Origin of the sequence: Spongiactinospora rosea (assembly GCF_003315795.1) — a bacterium.
Classification (GTDB): domain Bacteria; phylum Actinomycetota; class Actinomycetes; order Streptosporangiales; family Streptosporangiaceae; genus Spongiactinospora; species Spongiactinospora rosea.
In genome coordinates this window covers 185,198-199,603 of the sequence record NZ_QMEY01000009.1, presented here as the reverse complement: position 1 = coordinate 199,603, position 14,406 = coordinate 185,198, and the positions used below count along the sequence as shown (strand labels likewise).

19 protein-coding genes and 1 CRISPR repeat array are annotated in these 14,406 nt (G+C 68.4%); all 19 genes read right to left on the bottom strand.

Going from position 1 to position 14,406, the window contains the following annotated elements; all coding sequences use genetic code 11:
- Positions 1-114 precede the first annotated feature (114 nt).
- Positions 115-744 (bottom strand): 3'-5' exonuclease, encoded by a 630-nt coding sequence (locus DP939_RS22200; protein WP_113982679.1) that lies wholly within the window; start codon positions 742-744, stop codon positions 115-117.
- Positions 735-1,724 (bottom strand): DegT/DnrJ/EryC1/StrS family aminotransferase, encoded by a 990-nt coding sequence (locus tag DP939_RS22195; RefSeq protein WP_158578651.1) that lies wholly within the window; start codon positions 1,722-1,724, stop codon positions 735-737. The genes DP939_RS22200 and DP939_RS22195 overlap by 10 nt, the downstream gene beginning before the upstream one ends.
- Complete coding sequence (locus DP939_RS22190; protein WP_113982677.1) at positions 1,721-2,737, bottom strand: radical SAM protein; 1,017 nt, start codon at positions 2,735-2,737, stop codon at positions 1,721-1,723. The genes DP939_RS22195 and DP939_RS22190 overlap by 4 nt, the downstream gene beginning before the upstream one ends.
- Positions 2,734-3,339, bottom strand: a complete 606-nt coding sequence (locus DP939_RS22185) for a nucleoside/nucleotide kinase family protein (protein WP_113982676.1) — start codon at positions 3,337-3,339, stop codon at positions 2,734-2,736. Before DP939_RS22185 ends, DP939_RS22190 begins: the two co-directional genes overlap by 4 nt.
- Complete coding sequence (folE, locus tag DP939_RS22180) at positions 3,336-3,884, bottom strand: GTP cyclohydrolase I (protein ID WP_113982675.1); 549 nt, start codon at positions 3,882-3,884, stop codon at positions 3,336-3,338. Before folE ends, DP939_RS22185 begins: the two co-directional genes overlap by 4 nt.
- Entirely contained in the window at positions 3,881-4,570 is a 690-nt protein-coding gene (locus tag DP939_RS22175) for a WbqC family protein (RefSeq protein ID WP_113982674.1), read from the bottom strand. The genes folE and DP939_RS22175 overlap by 4 nt, the downstream gene beginning before the upstream one ends.
- On the bottom strand, positions 4,570-5,253 hold the full coding sequence (locus tag DP939_RS22170) for a PIG-L deacetylase family protein (protein ID WP_113982673.1): 684 nt from the start codon (positions 5,251-5,253) through the stop codon (positions 4,570-4,572). The genes DP939_RS22175 and DP939_RS22170 overlap by 1 nt, the downstream gene beginning before the upstream one ends.
- Positions 5,225-6,361, bottom strand: coding sequence for a glycosyltransferase (locus DP939_RS22165; RefSeq protein ID WP_113982672.1), 1,137 nt, complete (start codon positions 6,359-6,361; stop codon positions 5,225-5,227). The genes DP939_RS22170 and DP939_RS22165 overlap by 29 nt, the downstream gene beginning before the upstream one ends.
- Complete coding sequence (locus DP939_RS22160; RefSeq protein ID WP_113982671.1) at positions 6,358-6,885, bottom strand: phosphoribosyltransferase; 528 nt, start codon at positions 6,883-6,885, stop codon at positions 6,358-6,360. The genes DP939_RS22165 and DP939_RS22160 overlap by 4 nt, the downstream gene beginning before the upstream one ends.
- Complete coding sequence (locus tag DP939_RS22155; RefSeq protein WP_113982670.1) at positions 6,882-7,307, bottom strand: DUF6884 domain-containing protein; 426 nt, start codon at positions 7,305-7,307, stop codon at positions 6,882-6,884. The genes DP939_RS22160 and DP939_RS22155 overlap by 4 nt, the downstream gene beginning before the upstream one ends.
- On the bottom strand, positions 7,297-7,995 hold the full coding sequence (locus tag DP939_RS22150; protein ID WP_225878418.1) for a 7-carboxy-7-deazaguanine synthase QueE: 699 nt from the start codon (positions 7,993-7,995) through the stop codon (positions 7,297-7,299). Before DP939_RS22150 ends, DP939_RS22155 begins: the two co-directional genes overlap by 11 nt.
- On the bottom strand, positions 7,992-8,372 hold the full coding sequence (locus DP939_RS22145) for a 6-pyruvoyl trahydropterin synthase family protein (protein WP_113982669.1): 381 nt from the start codon (positions 8,370-8,372) through the stop codon (positions 7,992-7,994). The genes DP939_RS22150 and DP939_RS22145 overlap by 4 nt, the downstream gene beginning before the upstream one ends.
- A gap of 4 nt (positions 8,373-8,376) precedes the next feature.
- A complete protein-coding gene (gene queC, locus DP939_RS22140; protein ID WP_113982668.1) occupies positions 8,377-9,057 on the bottom strand; it encodes a 7-cyano-7-deazaguanine synthase QueC in 681 nt (226 codons plus the stop codon).
- Positions 9,058-9,365: 308 nt separating this feature from the next.
- Positions 9,366-9,759: a CRISPR direct-repeat array (repeat unit 28 nt; unit sequence GGCTCACCCCCACGGGCGTGGGGAGGAC).
- Between the two features lie 72 nt (positions 9,760-9,831).
- Positions 9,832-10,125 carry a type I-E CRISPR-associated endoribonuclease Cas2e gene (gene cas2e / locus DP939_RS22135; protein ID WP_225878417.1) on the bottom strand — a complete coding sequence of 98 codons (294 nt, stop codon included), beginning with the start codon at positions 10,123-10,125 and terminating at the stop codon, positions 9,832-9,834.
- 63 nt (positions 10,126-10,188) lie between these two features.
- Entirely contained in the window at positions 10,189-10,716 is a 528-nt protein-coding gene (gene cas1, locus DP939_RS22130; protein WP_263972337.1) for a CRISPR-associated endonuclease Cas1, read from the bottom strand.
- A 457-nt stretch (positions 10,717-11,173) separates the two neighbouring features.
- Positions 11,174-11,806 (bottom strand): type I-E CRISPR-associated protein Cas6/Cse3/CasE, encoded by a 633-nt coding sequence (gene cas6e, locus DP939_RS22125; protein ID WP_113982666.1) that lies wholly within the window; start codon positions 11,804-11,806, stop codon positions 11,174-11,176.
- A complete protein-coding gene (gene cas5e / locus DP939_RS22120) occupies positions 11,803-12,564 on the bottom strand; it encodes a type I-E CRISPR-associated protein Cas5/CasD (RefSeq protein WP_113982665.1) in 762 nt (253 codons plus the stop codon). Before cas5e ends, cas6e begins: the two co-directional genes overlap by 4 nt.
- Positions 12,561-13,685 carry a type I-E CRISPR-associated protein Cas7/Cse4/CasC gene (cas7e, locus tag DP939_RS22115; RefSeq protein ID WP_113982664.1) on the bottom strand — a complete coding sequence of 375 codons (1,125 nt, stop codon included), beginning with the start codon at positions 13,683-13,685 and terminating at the stop codon, positions 12,561-12,563. Before cas7e ends, cas5e begins: the two co-directional genes overlap by 4 nt.
- Positions 13,682-14,395 carry a type I-E CRISPR-associated protein Cse2/CasB gene (casB, locus tag DP939_RS22110; protein ID WP_113982663.1) on the bottom strand — a complete coding sequence of 238 codons (714 nt, stop codon included), beginning with the start codon at positions 14,393-14,395 and terminating at the stop codon, positions 13,682-13,684. The genes cas7e and casB overlap by 4 nt, the downstream gene beginning before the upstream one ends.
- Between the last annotated feature and the right edge of the window lie 11 nt (positions 14,396-14,406).

The window sequence follows — 14,406 nt, the reverse complement described above, 5'->3', positions numbered from 1 at the left end:
AAGTCGTCCAAGACGTGTGGTGCCCGCGAACCCAGTCGGGCTATGGCACGGGTGGTCAAGAAGGTCTTGCCGGTGCCGCTCAGACCTTCGACGGTCAGCAGGTGCCCTGGACGGTCAGGGGGCGAACAGAGATTCCTGCTGCCCCTTGGCGGCTTCACGCTCCTCCTCCAGCAGCTTTGGCGTGATCTCGGCGTGCGAAAGGTCGTGTCCGCCGGCCAGCAGGCGCTCGAAGACGGCGAGAGTCGCGAGGACGTCGGGCAGCGCGCGGTGCCGGTCGGCGGGGGCGGGGATGTCCAGGTGGCGCAGCAGGTCGTCCAGGCGGTGTCGGGGCAGGTCCGGGTAGGCGGCGCGGGCCAGCCGTACAGTGTCGAGCAACGGGGTACGGGCGAGGACCGGGCAGGCGGTGCGCCAGTCGTACAGCAGGCCGGCCTCGTAGGGGGCGTTGTGGGCCACGAGGAGGTAAGGGGGCTGGCGCAGGCGGCCGTCGAGGGCGGCCAGTACGGTCGCGGCCGGTTCGGCGTCGGCGAGCATGTCCGGGGTGATGCCGGTCTGGGCGATGTCGTAGCGGGTGAGGCTGATGCCGTCCGGCGGCCGGATCAGTGAGGTGAACCGGCCGGTTTCGGTCAGAGAGCCGTCGCGGTAGCGTGCGGCGCAGGCGGCCACCTCGATGGGGTGGGGCCGCTGACCGGCGGGCGTGACCGTCTCGAAGTCGATGATGACGAACGTCGGCTCGGTCAGTTCCACGAGCGGGCCTCCTTGGCGATGGTGTGGGCGAGGTGCCGGATGCGGTCGTCGTCATCCTGCTCGCTGAGTACCACGGCCAGGGTGTGATCCAGGAACTTTGCTGCTTGTGGGCATCGTGTGGGCCTGAAGGCGGCCATGGCCGGGAGCTGATCGGCGGATATGAGGCCATAGGTACCGATGCTGTTGGGTACGCCCGCTTCGGACAGGTGGGCGCAGAAGTCGCGTGGCCGGGGGAGATCGAGGTGGAACAGTGCGCTGTAACCGTTCCAGTTCTCCTGGGGTGGCGGGTGCATCGGCCGGACTCTGGGCGTGCCTTCGACGAGCTTCATGAGGAGCATGGCCTGGGCTCTGCGCCGGGCGAGTTTGGCGGGGAACTCCTGTAGCGCCCGGCGGGCCTGGGCCGCTGTGAGCTCGGGCATCCGGTAGTTGTGGCCGAAACGGGGTCCGGCGCGGTGGTGATCGACGGGGAGGTGAGTGCGGAAGCGACGAGCTTGTTCTGCGAGGTCGGCGTCGTGGGTGAGCAGGTACCCGCCTTCGCCCGCGCTGAGGATCTTGCCGTCCTTCAGGGAGAAGCAGCCTGCGTCGCCGTAACTTCCCGCGGGCCGGTGGGCATACTCGCTGCCTTGGGCCTGGCAGGCGTCCTCGATCAGGCGGAGGCCGTGAGCTGTTGCGAAGTCGGCCAGCTTCGGCAGGTCCGTGCAGCGGCCGGCCAGGTGCACGGCCATGACGGCACGGGTGGCGGGGGTGATCTGGTGGCCGGTTCCGTCGATCAGTACTGGCCGGGCTCCGGTGTACGTGATCGCTGCTACGGTCATCGGTACGCACGCGGCGGGTACCGCCACCTCGTCGCCGGGGCCGATCCCGGCGGCGACGAGGGCGGTGTGCAGCGCCGCCGTACCGGAGGAGACCGCGACCGCGTACGGCAAGCCGAACGCCTCCGCCAGCTCGGACTCCAGCTCTCGCACATGAGACTGGGTCACGCGGCACGCTCCAGCGGTACGCCGTCCATCAGCGGCCACATGTTCACGCAGTCCCGGGAGAACAGCGCGCAGGAGGCTCGGCAGCCACGCGGTTCGGGGAAGATCTCGATAGCGCTGTGGCCTTTGATGGTCTTTCGGCGTCCTTCGGGGGTCGCCGCAATACGCAGGGACGACGGGCAGTCCCATACCGTGCCGTCGGGCTGGATGAAGTGCAGGGTGTGGCCGCCGAAGCAGTTCTGGACGGTCGCCGTGGCGTGTGAGATCGAGGCGATGACCTGCGTAGGGAAACCCGGGTGCGGCAGCGTGAGCGGGAGGCCGGCGGCGTAGAGCTCGGCGAACGCCTCCTGGATCGTGGGGATGTCGCTCACCCGCAGGGACAGTTCTTTGTGCAGACGGTGTGTGGTGTCCAGCGCGACCGGTTGTGGCACGTAGTAGTCGCAGCCGAGGTCGGCGGCCAGCCGCGCCACCTGGACGACCTGCGGGATATTGCACCTTGTAATGACGCTGTAGACGCCGATGCGCAGGCGCGGGGTCGCGTGGCGGGTGGCGCGGATGCCGTTGATCACCTGGGTCCATCCGTCCGCGCCGTTGCGGGCCGGGCGCCACAGGTCGTTGTAGGCGGGGTCGGTCGAGTCCAGCGAAACGGAGACGGCGTCGATGCCGAGCGAGACCAGCCCAGTGAGGATCTCTTTTCGGGCGAGCGGTATGCCGTTGGTACACACCACGACCTCGATGCCCGCCTCTTTGAGGATCTTCAGGAGGTCGAGGATCGGGGGCCAGATCAGCGGTTCACCGCCTGCGACGTACACGCGGCCGACCGGCGAGTGGCCGAGCGTGCGGGCGAAGGCGAACACCTCGTCGGCCTTCAGGTCGTCTCGGGAGAGGTGGGAGAGCTGTCCCACAGGGCGGGTCGGCCGGCCGCGATGCTCTTCGATGGTGCCGAAGTAGCAGTACCGGCAGCCCAGGTTGCAGGGTGATCGCAAGGACCACAGCAGGGTGATCGGCTTTCTCATGAATGCTCCTGGCAGGCGTTCAGCAGGGCTTGGACCGCTTGCTGCTCGTTGAGTTCGCGCCGGTCGATGATGGTGTAGTGCTGGAGAAGCCGCTGGTAGAGCCTGCTCGCCTGGCGCATCAGCGACCGTTCGGAGGGGGTGGGGGACCTGCCCTCGCGGGCGTTCCATCGCGCGAGGCAGGTCTGATCGTCATCTACGACCAGTACGGTCCTGTCGGGCGGAGGCCGCCATTGCGCGGCCATCGCCCGCAGGCGAAGGGCCAGCTCAAGGGCGCGGTCGTCATCTCCGTTGGAGAGGATCGCCGCCTGGTAGATGGCGATGGTGTCCACGCCGCGGTCTTCGAGGATCGTCACGGCACTGTCCCCGTAGGCTCGTCTGGCCAGCTCGAAGCGCCGTGCGGCCAGGCCGAGCAGGGTGAACGTCTCGGCGAGCGGGAATCCGGTACGCAGAAAACGATCTCCGCCGAGTGCGGCCATCAGTCGTTCGGTGAGCGGATCGGCGGCGCAGTCCGGCAACTCGGCCAGCCGGACGACATCGGGGACCTGGGCGATGAGGTGGCTCTTGCCGACGCCGTTGACGCCCTCCACGGTCACCCACCTCATGGCCCGGCTCCGAGTGCAGAGACCAGGCGGGGGTCTTGCAGGAAGCGTCCGCGCAAGGTCCGGGTCAGCGTCCGGGAACCTTGGGCGCGGGTGCCGCGCATGCTCATGCACAGGTGATGGCCGGCGGCCACGACGGCGACATCGTCGGTGCCGGTGATCTTCTGGAGTTCGTCGGCGACCTGCTCGACAATCCGCTCCTGGATCTGCAGGCGTCTCGCGGCCAGTTCGGTGACGCGTACGAGCTTGGACAGTCCGAGTACCGCGCCTGCGGGGAGGTAGGCGATGTTCACGAGTAAGTGGATGGGGAGGAGGTGGTGTTCGCAGAGGGACCAGGTCGAGATCCCGTTGACCTGGACGAACTGCTCACCGGCCGGCTCGTGGCGAAACGTGGTGTCGATCCGGTCGGGCTGGTAGGTGAGGAAGTCGCGCCAGAAGGCGGCGGCGCGCCGGGGAGTGTCGCGCAGCCCTTCGCGGTCCGGGTCCTCTCCGATCGCGATCAGCAGTTCGCGGTAAAGGGCCTGGATGCGGGCCTCGTCCATGGTCATGCTGTCACCGCCGTGACGCGCCCGTGCTGCTCCAAGATCGTTCGGGCCGCCGGCCCATGGCGCATGAGCAGATCGACGGCCGAGACCGCGAGGCCGTCGGGTGGGTCGTAGGTGGCGACTTCTACGGCGATGCCGGCTTCGGCGAGTACGGCGTGGTCGAGGTACCGCGTCGCGCCGGTGCCGACGCGCAGCACGTTCCGCCCCAGGCGGCGGGCCAGGTCGGCGAGCATGTGCGTGCCCGAGCCCTCTGGGGCGATCGATGAGGAGCGGACGCAGTGCACCTTGATGCCGAACCCGTCGAGCAGGACGTCCAAGACCGCTTGATTGACTTCGGTGAGGCGTTCCCAGTGATGCTCGTACACCGCTCGTAGCGGGTAGTCGGCGAAGTAGGCCGCCTTGCCGTACGCGCAGGTCAGAGCACGCCAGTGGGCGGCGGCCCACGCCGTACCGGCCACGCGGACCTCGCAGATGCGCTGTCCGAAGCGGTGCAGGACCGGAACCGTCAGACGTTGGGGCACGCCGCCGCTGCCACGGATCAGGTTGCGGTGCTGGCGACCTCGCTCGGCGAACTGCACGTGGTCGAGCAGGACGAGCGTGTCCACGTCGAGCAGCCGCGACAGGTAGCCGGGCCAGGGCAGGTAGGCGGGCTGGTGCGCGACCAGCACTTCGGGGCGCGTCATCGTCATTAAAACCCCATCCGGTACGGCACGAAGCTCTCGGCCAGTTCGGTGCCGATCGCCGCGCCCGAGGTCATGTCGAAGGCGTGGATCCGGTCGAGGTTGCGGGGGTGGCAGTGCCGGCGAAGCTGGGAGACGTAGCAGTTCAGAGCCTTTTCCTTGCGGGGCCACGCTGCGGTGGTGTCCACATGGACGACGCCTTCACGGGCGGTCCACGCCCGGTCCTCCGGGCCGGTGTACCCCAGCACGATCCTCGGCACGGGGCCGCATGTTCCTCGGGGGCGGGCGGCGGCCAGCGCCGCCTGGTGTACGGCGATGTGGTCTTGATGGAACGTCCCGTCGGCGGGGATCAGAAGTGCGGTGGGCCTGAGCGTGTGCAGGGAGAGTGAATGATCGAGTTCGATGAGGCTCACCAGGTCGCGCGGGCAAGAGCCCGGGTGGCGCGCCCGTGCTCCGGTCCATGCGACGTCGCGCTTGGTGACGCCGAGCGCGTCGCAGGCGGTGTCGAACTCGTCGAGCCGGTCCGCCGCGTTGCCCGTGGTGACGGCCGGGCAGGCGACGGCCAGGACGTGCACCGGGATTCCGCATTCGGCGAGCCGGGCGATCGTGCCGCCGGCTCCGAGGGTCTCGTCGTCGGGGTGGGGCGCGATGACGAGTACGTGGTCAGCGGGTGTGAGTCCGAACGGCGGCATTCGGGGCCTCCTGTCCGTGGGCCAGCAGGGCGGCGACGGCCTGTTCGGGCCGGTTGTTGCGTACGCGCTCGGGTGCCACGCGGGCGGCGGCGTGATAGTGGTGCGGGTCGTCCAGGAAGTGGGCGAGCTGGTCCCATAGGGCGCGGTAGCCGTGTTGCAGGGGGACAAGTGGGCCCGCCGCTCCGATCAGGTACGGAAGATTGCCCAGCGAGAACCCGGCGACCGGGGTGCCGACGCTGAGCGCTTCCGCGGCCGTGTTGCAGAAGGTCTCCGGTTCGTAGCTGGAGATCACCGTGGTGCATGCCCCGGCCAGGAAGTCCGGTACGGCACGCCACGGCATCGCGGGCAGCAGCCGTACCACCTCCGGCCGCGCTCTGGCGGCACGCTGGCAGGCGTCGATGACGTCGGACTGCATGCCCTGCCAGTACTCGAAGCCCGCCTCGGCCAGGACGATCTCCACTGGGCGTGTCCAGGTGTCGGGGAGCGCTTGGAGGAGTTCGGCCAGGCCCTTGTACGGTTCGGCCCGCGAGACGATCCGGACCGGGGCGCGGCGGCGCAGCAGTTCGCGTTCCGGGGCGGGGACGGGGCGGACCGGGCTGAGCAGCGCGTTGGGGATCAGATGCCAGGTGCGCGTGTCGAGTCCCGCGGCCGTGGCCTCGTGCAGGAGGTAGTCGCTGATCGGGCACACCAGGTCGGCGGTGGCGATGGCGTCGTGGAAGAGGTCGTCTTTGCGGATCTTGTGGACCATCAGCACCGAGCGGATGTCGTCCGGGGCCGCGCCGAGGTACCCGAGGCCCCAGAGCGCGTCGATCCAGCAGACCATCTCGACTTCGCGTTCACGCAGGATGCGGTGGAGCTCGGTGACGACCGGGGCGGGGTGGTCGAGCGCCTCCCGGATGTGCTTGCCCATGATCGGGCGGGGTAGGACGAGGGAGCGTAGCGGGATGATGTCCGGACTTTTGGCGGGATGGCCGGGGATCGTGGCGGTCAGGACGAGCGGCCGGTGGCCGAGCCGGCGGCAGCCTTCCATCAGGGCGGCCACGCTGCGTTCTATCCCGGCCGGCTCGTCGGGGGCGTAGGTGAGCAGGCAGAAGGCGATGACGCTCATGGTTCGCTCCTCGTTCGGATGCGATGGGGAAACGGCAGGGGGCGTGGCGACACGTCGGGCGGCGCGGTCTCCCAGGGGAAGACGGTCCAGTCGGCGACATCCCAGACCCAGGCATCGGGGTGGTGGGCGGCTCCGACGTTGCGGCACAGGGTGGCGGCGCGGGTGGCAGGTACGGCCAGCACGCCTGCAACCGTGGCTAGGGTCGCGCCTGATCCGCATACGTCATCGACCAGGAGGATTCGTTCCGCTGGGTCGATGGTGGGGATGTCGGTGACGGTGACGTGTCCGGTAGCGGGGGATTCGATCGTGTCGTCGGGGTTGTGGCGGGCCGTGATGAACGTGGCGGGGACCTGAAGGCGGGCGGCGAGGTGATGCGCAAGCCGTACGCCGCCTCGGGCGATGCCGACGAGCAGGGTTGGAGCGTTCCGGCGTTCGTGCTCGGCGAGCAGTGCTACTGCTGCCTCGAAGCGCTCGTTGCTCAGGGACCAGATCCGCTTGTGCTGGTAGATGCGTTTGATGATCATGGCCAGCCCCAGGAGTCCAGGACCGCTGCCGCCTTCGGCCAATCGCGGACGGCATCGTTGATCTCGATGGTGTTCGGCAGGTCGGGGAGCGCGTCGCGGTAGCGGGGTTCCAGGAGGAGCAGTACACGCGATGCCGGCCGACTGGCCAAGGTCGCGGCGGTTGTTGGCCGTAGCTGGGCAGCTCGTCTGGGGGTGAGCTGCTGGTCGTAGGGGGTTATGGGGGTATCGGCGGGGATCAGGCCATGCAGCGCGGAAAGGATCAGCACGCGGTCGCGGTACGCCGGGCCGCGGGCGATCCTGGCGCGGAGCTGCGGGAAGCACCATCCCTGGTACAGCTCCAGGGCGGGGACCGGCTGGGCGGTGTCGAGTTTGCGACGGGAGCATCCGACGATGACCAGCCCACTGCGCGGGTCAGCGGCCACGTTCGCCCTCCCACAACAGGACCTGGAGGCGGAGGGAGAGGTTCCAGCCGCGAGCGATGACCTGGTCGGCGAGTTGCCGGGCGCGATCGAGTACGGCCTGGGTGGTCGTGCCCTCGGGCATCACCCAGATCGGCGCCAGAGCGTACCGTTCTTCCAGCTCAGCGACCTCGGCCAAGTCCGCGGGCTCGGTCGCGACGAACTTGAAGATCGCGTTGCCGGTGTCGGCCAGTGCGGTCAGCGCGGCGGGCACGATCCGGTGATCTTCTGCGAGACCGGCGTTGCCGAGCTTCGGGGAGACGTTGAACTGTACGCCCTCGCGGACCAAGCCCGGCGTGGGAGCGATCGTGCCGTTCGTCTCGATCTCCACTCGTCTGCCATCAGCGATCAGCACGTCCACGAGTGGAAGCAGGCGGTCCTGCTGAATCAACGGCTCCCCACCTGTGATCACGACCAGCCGTGGCGAATGCCCGCCAGCCCACTCCGCAAGTTCCGCGACCGATTGCCAACGAGCCTCGTGATGGGGGTCGTACCGGGCCCAGTCCCAGGTGTACGGGGTGTCGCAGAAGCCGCAACTCAGGTTGCACCGCGACAGCCGGATGAACATCGCCTGCTCGCCGCAGCTCGGGCCCTCCCCCTGAAGCGTCGGTCCGAAGGTCTCGGCCACCAGCAACCGCGTCGCGGTCGTCACGGCTCCACCCGGTACTCGGCCCAGCTCGTCGCCGTCTCAGCCACCCGGACCGCGACCAGGCGCCCCGGCAGGCCGGGCTGAAGGTTGTCCAGGAACCAGCAGGCCAGATGCACTGCGAGGTTCTCGGAGGTCGGCTCGACGTCGAGCACGTCGTTGAGTAGCTGGTGATCGAAGGTCGCCTGGAGGTACTTGCCCAGCGGCGCCAACTCCCCAAAGTCCGTCACGAACCCGGGAGCCGTCAGCCGCTCCGCGGCCAGCCGTACCTCGACCTGGTAGGAGTGCCCATGCACACGCCCACACGGATGGCCCTTCGGCAGGCCACCGATCCGATGCGCGGCCTCGAACCGAAACCGCTTGGCGATCTCGAACGTGCCCATCGTCTCAGTGCCTCCCGCCCGCATACCCGGTCGGATCGGGCACCCCGGCCAGCTCAAACGCCTCTCGCCGCTCGACGCAGGTCCCGCACCTCCCGCAGTGCAGCAGTTCGCCCCGGTAGCAGGACCAGGTCAGGTCATACGGCACACCCAACGCGGCCCCATGGCCGACGATCTCGCCCTTGCTCCACGTCACGAACGGCGCCACCACCCGCACCGTGTTCGCCGTGGCAGCCTGAGCGATCCGGTCCGCCAACTCGACGAAGTCCGGCCGGCAGTCGGGATAGACGGGGTGATCGCCGGCATGCACCCCGAGCGCTACCTGGCCGCAGCCTTCCGCAGATGCGATCCCGACAGCGATGGCGGTCAGGATGGCGTTGCGGTTGGGAACGATGGTCGCCTCCATGCTGGAGTCGGTGTAGTGCCCGTCGGGCACGGCGACCGAGTCATCGGTGAGCGCCGAGCCGCCCAGCAGCCGACCGAGGACGCTCAGGTCCACCACATCGTGAGTCACCCGCAGAGCGGTCGCCACCAGGGCAGCGGCCTGAAGCTCACGCCGATGCCGCTGCCCGTAGTCGAACGAGACCATCCGAATCCGGCGGCCTTTGTCCCGCAGGTGATAGGCCAAAACCGTACTGTCCAGCCCGCCCGAGGCGAGGACAACGGTGTCTGCCTGGTCCTTGCTCATGGCGTTCCTCCCAGTGATCTTCCCGGGGCCACCAGAGCACACCGCCCTGGCAGACAGGGTGGACGGGACCAGTCCGTCCAATCGCGCAGAGCAAGCTCACCACCGCCCCCACCGGCGAAGAAACCCAGCGCCCCCAGGCGAACACCCGGCGCACACCCAGGCGCGCCCACGGCGCGCCCAACAACGCCCAGAAGGCGATGCGCCTGTTGTAGCCGGGTTCCTGCACGGGAATAGGTGGCCCATGCACCTGGCAGCCCCTACGAGCGCGGGAGGACAGCACGGCTACATCGATGGGGCCGAACATTCGCGACTCACCCCCACGAGCGTGGGGAGGGCAAGATCGCCCCTCAAAGGGCGCCGAAGTCCAGCGACTCACCCTCACGGGCGTGGGGAGGACGCGCAGCAGCCCCGGATGCTCCTGGAGGGTGAAGGCTCACCCCCACGGGCGTGGGGAGGACCGCAGGGCATGGCCCGCGCGTCCGCCTGACACCGGCTCACCCCCACGGGCGTGGGGAGGACACCACCACGACCACCGCCACCGCCACCGCCGAAGGCTCACCCCCACGGGCGTGGGGAGGACACCACCACGACCACCGCCACCGCCACCGCCGAAGGCTCACCCCCACGGGCGTGGGGAGGACACCACCACGACCACCGCCACCGCCACCGCCGAAGGCTCACCCCCACGGGCGTGGGGAGGACCTTCGTGAAGTGCGGAAACTCGTGCGACCTGCGGTGATGTGATGTCGGTGTTTGTCGGTGATTTTTTAGGGGTCATGGTTGGACAGGTACTTCTGGAAGGAACCGGACGAGTTGGAGGCCGTCGAAGTCGGCGACGTGGCGGCGGCGTTCGCCGACGGTGCGGATGGTGAAGCCTTGCTCGTTTTCCGCAGGGTGAAGACACACGGCGGCGCCGTCGGCGATGCATGCGCCGAGAGCGGACCAGAGCTCGTCGCGGACGCGGGCTGAGACGGTGCCGACGTACAGGCCGGGGGCCGGTTCGATGAGCCAGCGAGTGAGGGCCCCGCGGACATGGTCGGGGACAGCGGTGGTGGATATGACGATCATGGATGCCATGCGAGATACACCTTCTGAGGAATGCGACGCCCCGCACACCGACGAGGTTGAGGCTTACCAGGGGATGTCGCCGCTGGCCAGGTCGTCGCCGTAGTTCACGCCCGCCGGGAGAGAGCCGAGATCTGGGCCCCAGAGATGGACGATGTCGGCGGTGCGAGCGGTAGATGCGGCCTCGACGGCGTCCGGAGCGATCATCTTCTGGAGGTCGGAGACGATCGTGGGCATGAGCTTGATCAGCCGGAACTCCTTGCGGAGTCGCGTACGTGCCTCACGCTCGGGCTGTGCGGAAGCGGCCAGCGAGAAGGCGAGCGGGATGGTCACCTTGGCCTTGTAGAGGTCGGCGATGTCATACACGAACGCCATCTGGGTACCCGCATGAACGAAGCCCAATGCCGGCGAGCAGCCCAGCGCCAGTGTGGCGGCATGGACGACCCCGTAGAGGGCGGCATTCGCCGCGGACAGTGCCAGGTTGACCGGGTCTTGTGCGTCCCAAGCGGCCGGGTCGTAGTTACGGCGGAAGCGGGTGATGCCGTACTTCGTCGCCAGCATGCGATACAACGCCTTGATCCGCTGGCCCTCCAAGCCGCGGAGCTGAGGTTGACCGCAGAAGGAAGAGAGCCCGCCCCGAACCGGTGCTCGTACATCCGGATGGCAACACGGAGTCGTTCGTCGTCGTTCGCCCAGGCGCGGACCTGGCGTTCCAGCCAGTCGGTGGTGAGCTGAGCGGGCAGGATGCCCGCGTAGGAGCGTACGCCGCCCGCGCCGACGCATACCAGGCTGGTGCCGTGCCGGGCGAAGGTGGCGAGGGCGGGTTGTGTGATGGATGTGCCCGGGCCGAGGAGTCCGCAGGCGAGGGAGGCGGTCGGCAGATAGACGCGTTCGATGCCCCGAGGTGATTCCACCTGGGCGCACACGCCGGTGTCATCCTGGACGATTCGGACACTCTCCATATAAAGAAAGGAAAGTGAGTCCGCGATGCGCGGCAGCATCGCCAGCGTGGGTTGACCGAGACGCCGTTTGGCGTTGGCGGGCCCGGCCATCAGAGGGCCGTCGGAGCGAGGCTCAGCAGGCCACAACCGTACGCCTTGCCGCGGCCGATTCCGTTGAGCACGGCCTGTTGTACCAGCTCAGCGTCCTTCACTACGGCGATGCCGTCGAAGCGGGTCGCGGCGTGTCGTATCCCCGCCTTGCCCGGACTGCGGATGTCGGGCAGTGATGTCGAGACGACGGTACGCAGGATCAGGCCGTTCGCCTGGGCCCTGGCATGCCACCATTCGTCGGCCTCCGGTCCGCGTAGGGCGACCAGCTTGCCGGAACGCTCCGAAGTTCGGCCGAGCCGTTTGGAGGTGTTGGCGATGATTCGGTACTGAACGGCGAGTTCCGGCCGCAGCATGTTCAGGAGTGGGGTGAGGTCGCGTACGGCGAGCGTGCCGTACTGGTCGGGCAGCCGGGTGGCATCGACCGGCGCGCGGGTCTGAATGAGCAGGTGCGGGCCAACGGCGCTGGTGTCGTCGTAGCGGTAAAGCACGCCCGCCTGGGCTCGGGCCCGCTCACCGAGTCCGTCTGGAACCAGGGACATGACCCGCTTGTGCAGGGCTTCGGCGTTGCGGAGGTCCAGACGGGCCAGGCGGCTACGCGGCTCGGGGACGATCCGCGTCAGCCAGGTGCTCATGATGTCCCTCCTGCGTAGTCGAACAGGGCTTTCTGGTATTCGGTTCCGTGTCCGAGCCAGAGGCGTGCGGGCACATGGTGAGGGGTGACGCTGACCGTGCGGAGCAGGTAACGCCGGTCGAATCGGGCGAAGCTGACCGGCGCATCGAGCAGTTCCGCGACCGCCGTGGCGCGGGAGTCGGCTCCTTCCCTGACGAATTCGAGTTGTGGTTCGGGCGTGGGGTTTCCGTTCGATTGAGGCAGGCGGCGCGCGACAGGGACGTGCTCGGCGAGGTCCTGGTGCGGATCGTCGGTACGGCGCAGCAGCAGCGGTGGGTCGGGCGGGCAGGAGCGACGCCCCAGGTAGGGCTGCCATCGCGGCCGGGCAAGCCGATCGCCGAGAGGCTTGATCACGTCGGGCGGACCGATGACGCCCACGACGAACACCGCATCGGACAGGTAGTGCCTGCGGGTGACGATGGTGGCGGTCTCCACGCTGCGGCGCCCGCCCTCCGAGGTGGGCACGGTCTGCTGACGGCTGCGTCCGCCCCCGACCGTGTGGAAGTCCACCAGCGGGACACCGGGGCGATCGATCCTGATGACGAACTCAAGGTCCCCGAAACGGTCGAGGCTTTCGCCGCGACACAGGCCGTACGCCCCGGCGAACATGCCGATCAGGCCGGACCGAGTCGGGAAGCGCTGGGTGTCACGTTCGGTGAAGGCGCTGTGTTCACCCCAGGACTGGAGCGGCCCGGCCAGACGCAGGACCAGCCCGCTCACTCGCCCGAACCCGAGGAAAACGCCGCGGCCACCGCGTTCTTGATCAGGTCGGCGTAGGAGTTGTCCATGCCGCCCAGCCCGGAAAGCTGCTTGGCGTCGATTCCAGCGTGCGCGTGTCGTACGACCCCCTCCTCGCCCCACAGGGTGTGCAGACGCTGGGCGTAGGAGGCCAGCACGTCGCGGGACCGTGCCGCGTAACCGCCCTCCGCGGTGAGCCGTACCGGTGCCTCGAACGCCGGCGCCAGCGAGACGGGCCGATCCGCGCGGACCGCGAGGTAGGCCAGGTCAGGAATGGTGTTGGCGGCCGTCGAGTTCTGCTTGCCGGTCGGCAGGGCGGAGATGAACGATGTCAGGAAGACACGGGTGAGTTCGGCCGCCGACGCGGTGTCGGCGAGGTTTTCTTGCAGGCCGGTGATGTCCACGCTGGCGTAGCGGTAGAAAACACCGGCGGAGAACTCGGCGGAGTTCATATGGCCGCTGCCGCGCATCTCCTCCGGGTTGAGGTCGTCCACCGCGGTGAAAAAGTCCACCTCGGCGCTGGTGCTGTGGGTGGTGAAGGCATGCGCGACCTGGACCGCACCGTCCACCTCAGCGCCGGGCAGTTCGGCGAGCATCCGGCCGAACAGGTTGATCACTCCGTTGCGACGGGACAGCACGTCGGCGATCCGGGCGGCGGGGAGCACTGCTGGTGGCTTCTTCTTCCCCGCTTCCGCGGCAATCTTCTCGCGGTGCTCGGCGGCCACGTCGGCCAGCTCGTCGAGGGCGGAGACGGGCAGGTACAGCAGTACCGAGGTGACACCATCGTCTTCCACCTTCAGGCCCTTGCCGGCCGACAGGACGACCTGCTGCCCACCGGCCGTGGCGAGTTCGCTCGGCCAGCCGCGGGCGACAAGCCGTTGTGCGACCTGCTCAGGGATGCGGCGGGTGCGCGCGGCCGGGTCGCCGAGCGCCTGTTCCACGGCCAGTCGCACGGCGCGCTTCCAACTCTGGCTGCTCACGCGGGTACGGTTCGCGCCACCATAGGTGACGGATTTGGGAGACCCAAGATCATCTCTGTTGATGTTGCTGTAGGGGAGGGTTTGCAGCAGGTGTATGTCGATGAATCGGGGGGTTTTCGTCACTGGTCCTCACCTTCGGGTGATTCGCTCTTGGCCTTGGCCTTCTTCTGCACGCCGCGTATGGCGTGCAAGGTGCGGTAGTAGTCCTGAAGCCACCGCTTGGTCACGCGATCACGCTGTGTCCCCCAGGCGGCGAGATCGAGAGTGAGACGCAACCAATCGACCCGGACCAGGTCGGCTCGCATGGTGGCGATCAGACGCGGCAGGTGGCGATGGATGCCCGCCACGTCCTGGCGGCACATCAGGTGCAGGCGTGGCTCTATGGTGTCCTCGCGGCCCTTGCCGGTCGCCACCATTCGGCCCAGCGTGGCACCGAGAGTTTCCTGCTGATCTTCCGACGCGGACTCGATGGCTTCGGCCGCTTCCGGCTCATCCTCTGCCTGGGGAGCGTCGTCGGCATTGTCGTCGTTTCGGCCTGTGGCCTGGTCGCGGGCGTCTCTCGGTTGGGCGGCGATCATCGCTGCGACCGTGTAGAACGCGCGCTCGGTGGCCTCGTCCGGGTTCTGGGGAAGGGTGTAGGCGACCACCATATGGGCCGGGCGCGCGGCGGGATGTTCCGGAGCCCGGCCGAGGGCTCTGCGTAGCGCGACACGGCGGCGTTTGTTTCGAGAGTCCTTCTTGTCGTCGAGTGTCCTGACGGCCGCTTCGACCAGCATGGCCGCCCGTCTCCCGAGTTCATCGCGTTGCTCTTGCCAGGTGGCGTTGTCGGGCATCCGTGCTCCTG

What these genes read in the sequence shown, in the direction of transcription:
- DP939_RS22190 (WP_113982677.1), bottom strand. Translation starts at nt 2,737, where the DNA reads ATGAGAAAGCCGATCACCCTGCTGTGGTCCTTGCGATCACCCTGCAAC.
- DP939_RS22185 (WP_113982676.1), bottom strand. Translation starts at nt 3,339, where the DNA reads ATGAGGTGGGTGACCGTGGAGGGCGTCAACGGCGTCGGCAAGAGCCAC.
- folE (WP_113982675.1), bottom strand. Translation starts at nt 3,884, where the DNA reads ATGACCATGGACGAGGCCCGCATCCAGGCCCTTTACCGCGAACTGCTG.
- DP939_RS22175 (WP_113982674.1), bottom strand. Translation starts at nt 4,570, where the DNA reads ATGACGATGACGCGCCCCGAAGTGCTGGTCGCGCACCAGCCCGCCTAC.
- DP939_RS22170 (WP_113982673.1), bottom strand. Translation starts at nt 5,253, where the DNA reads ATGCCGCCGTTCGGACTCACACCCGCTGACCACGTACTCGTCATCGCG.
- DP939_RS22165 (WP_113982672.1), bottom strand. Translation starts at nt 6,361, where the DNA reads ATGAGCGTCATCGCCTTCTGCCTGCTCACCTACGCCCCCGACGAGCCG.
- DP939_RS22160 (WP_113982671.1), bottom strand. Translation starts at nt 6,885, where the DNA reads ATGATCATCAAACGCATCTACCAGCACAAGCGGATCTGGTCCCTGAGC.
- DP939_RS22145 (WP_113982669.1), bottom strand. Translation starts at nt 8,372, where the DNA reads ATGGGCACGTTCGAGATCGCCAAGCGGTTTCGGTTCGAGGCCGCGCAT.
- queC (WP_113982668.1), bottom strand. Translation starts at nt 9,057, where the DNA reads ATGAGCAAGGACCAGGCAGACACCGTTGTCCTCGCCTCGGGCGGGCTG.
- cas2e (WP_225878417.1), bottom strand. Translation starts at nt 10,125, where the DNA reads ATGATCGTCATATCCACCACCGCTGTCCCCGACCATGTCCGCGGGGCC.
- cas6e (WP_113982666.1), bottom strand. Translation starts at nt 11,806, where the DNA reads ATGAGCACCTGGCTGACGCGGATCGTCCCCGAGCCGCGTAGCCGCCTG.
- casB (WP_113982663.1), bottom strand. Translation starts at nt 14,395, where the DNA reads ATGCCCGACAACGCCACCTGGCAAGAGCAACGCGATGAACTCGGGAGA.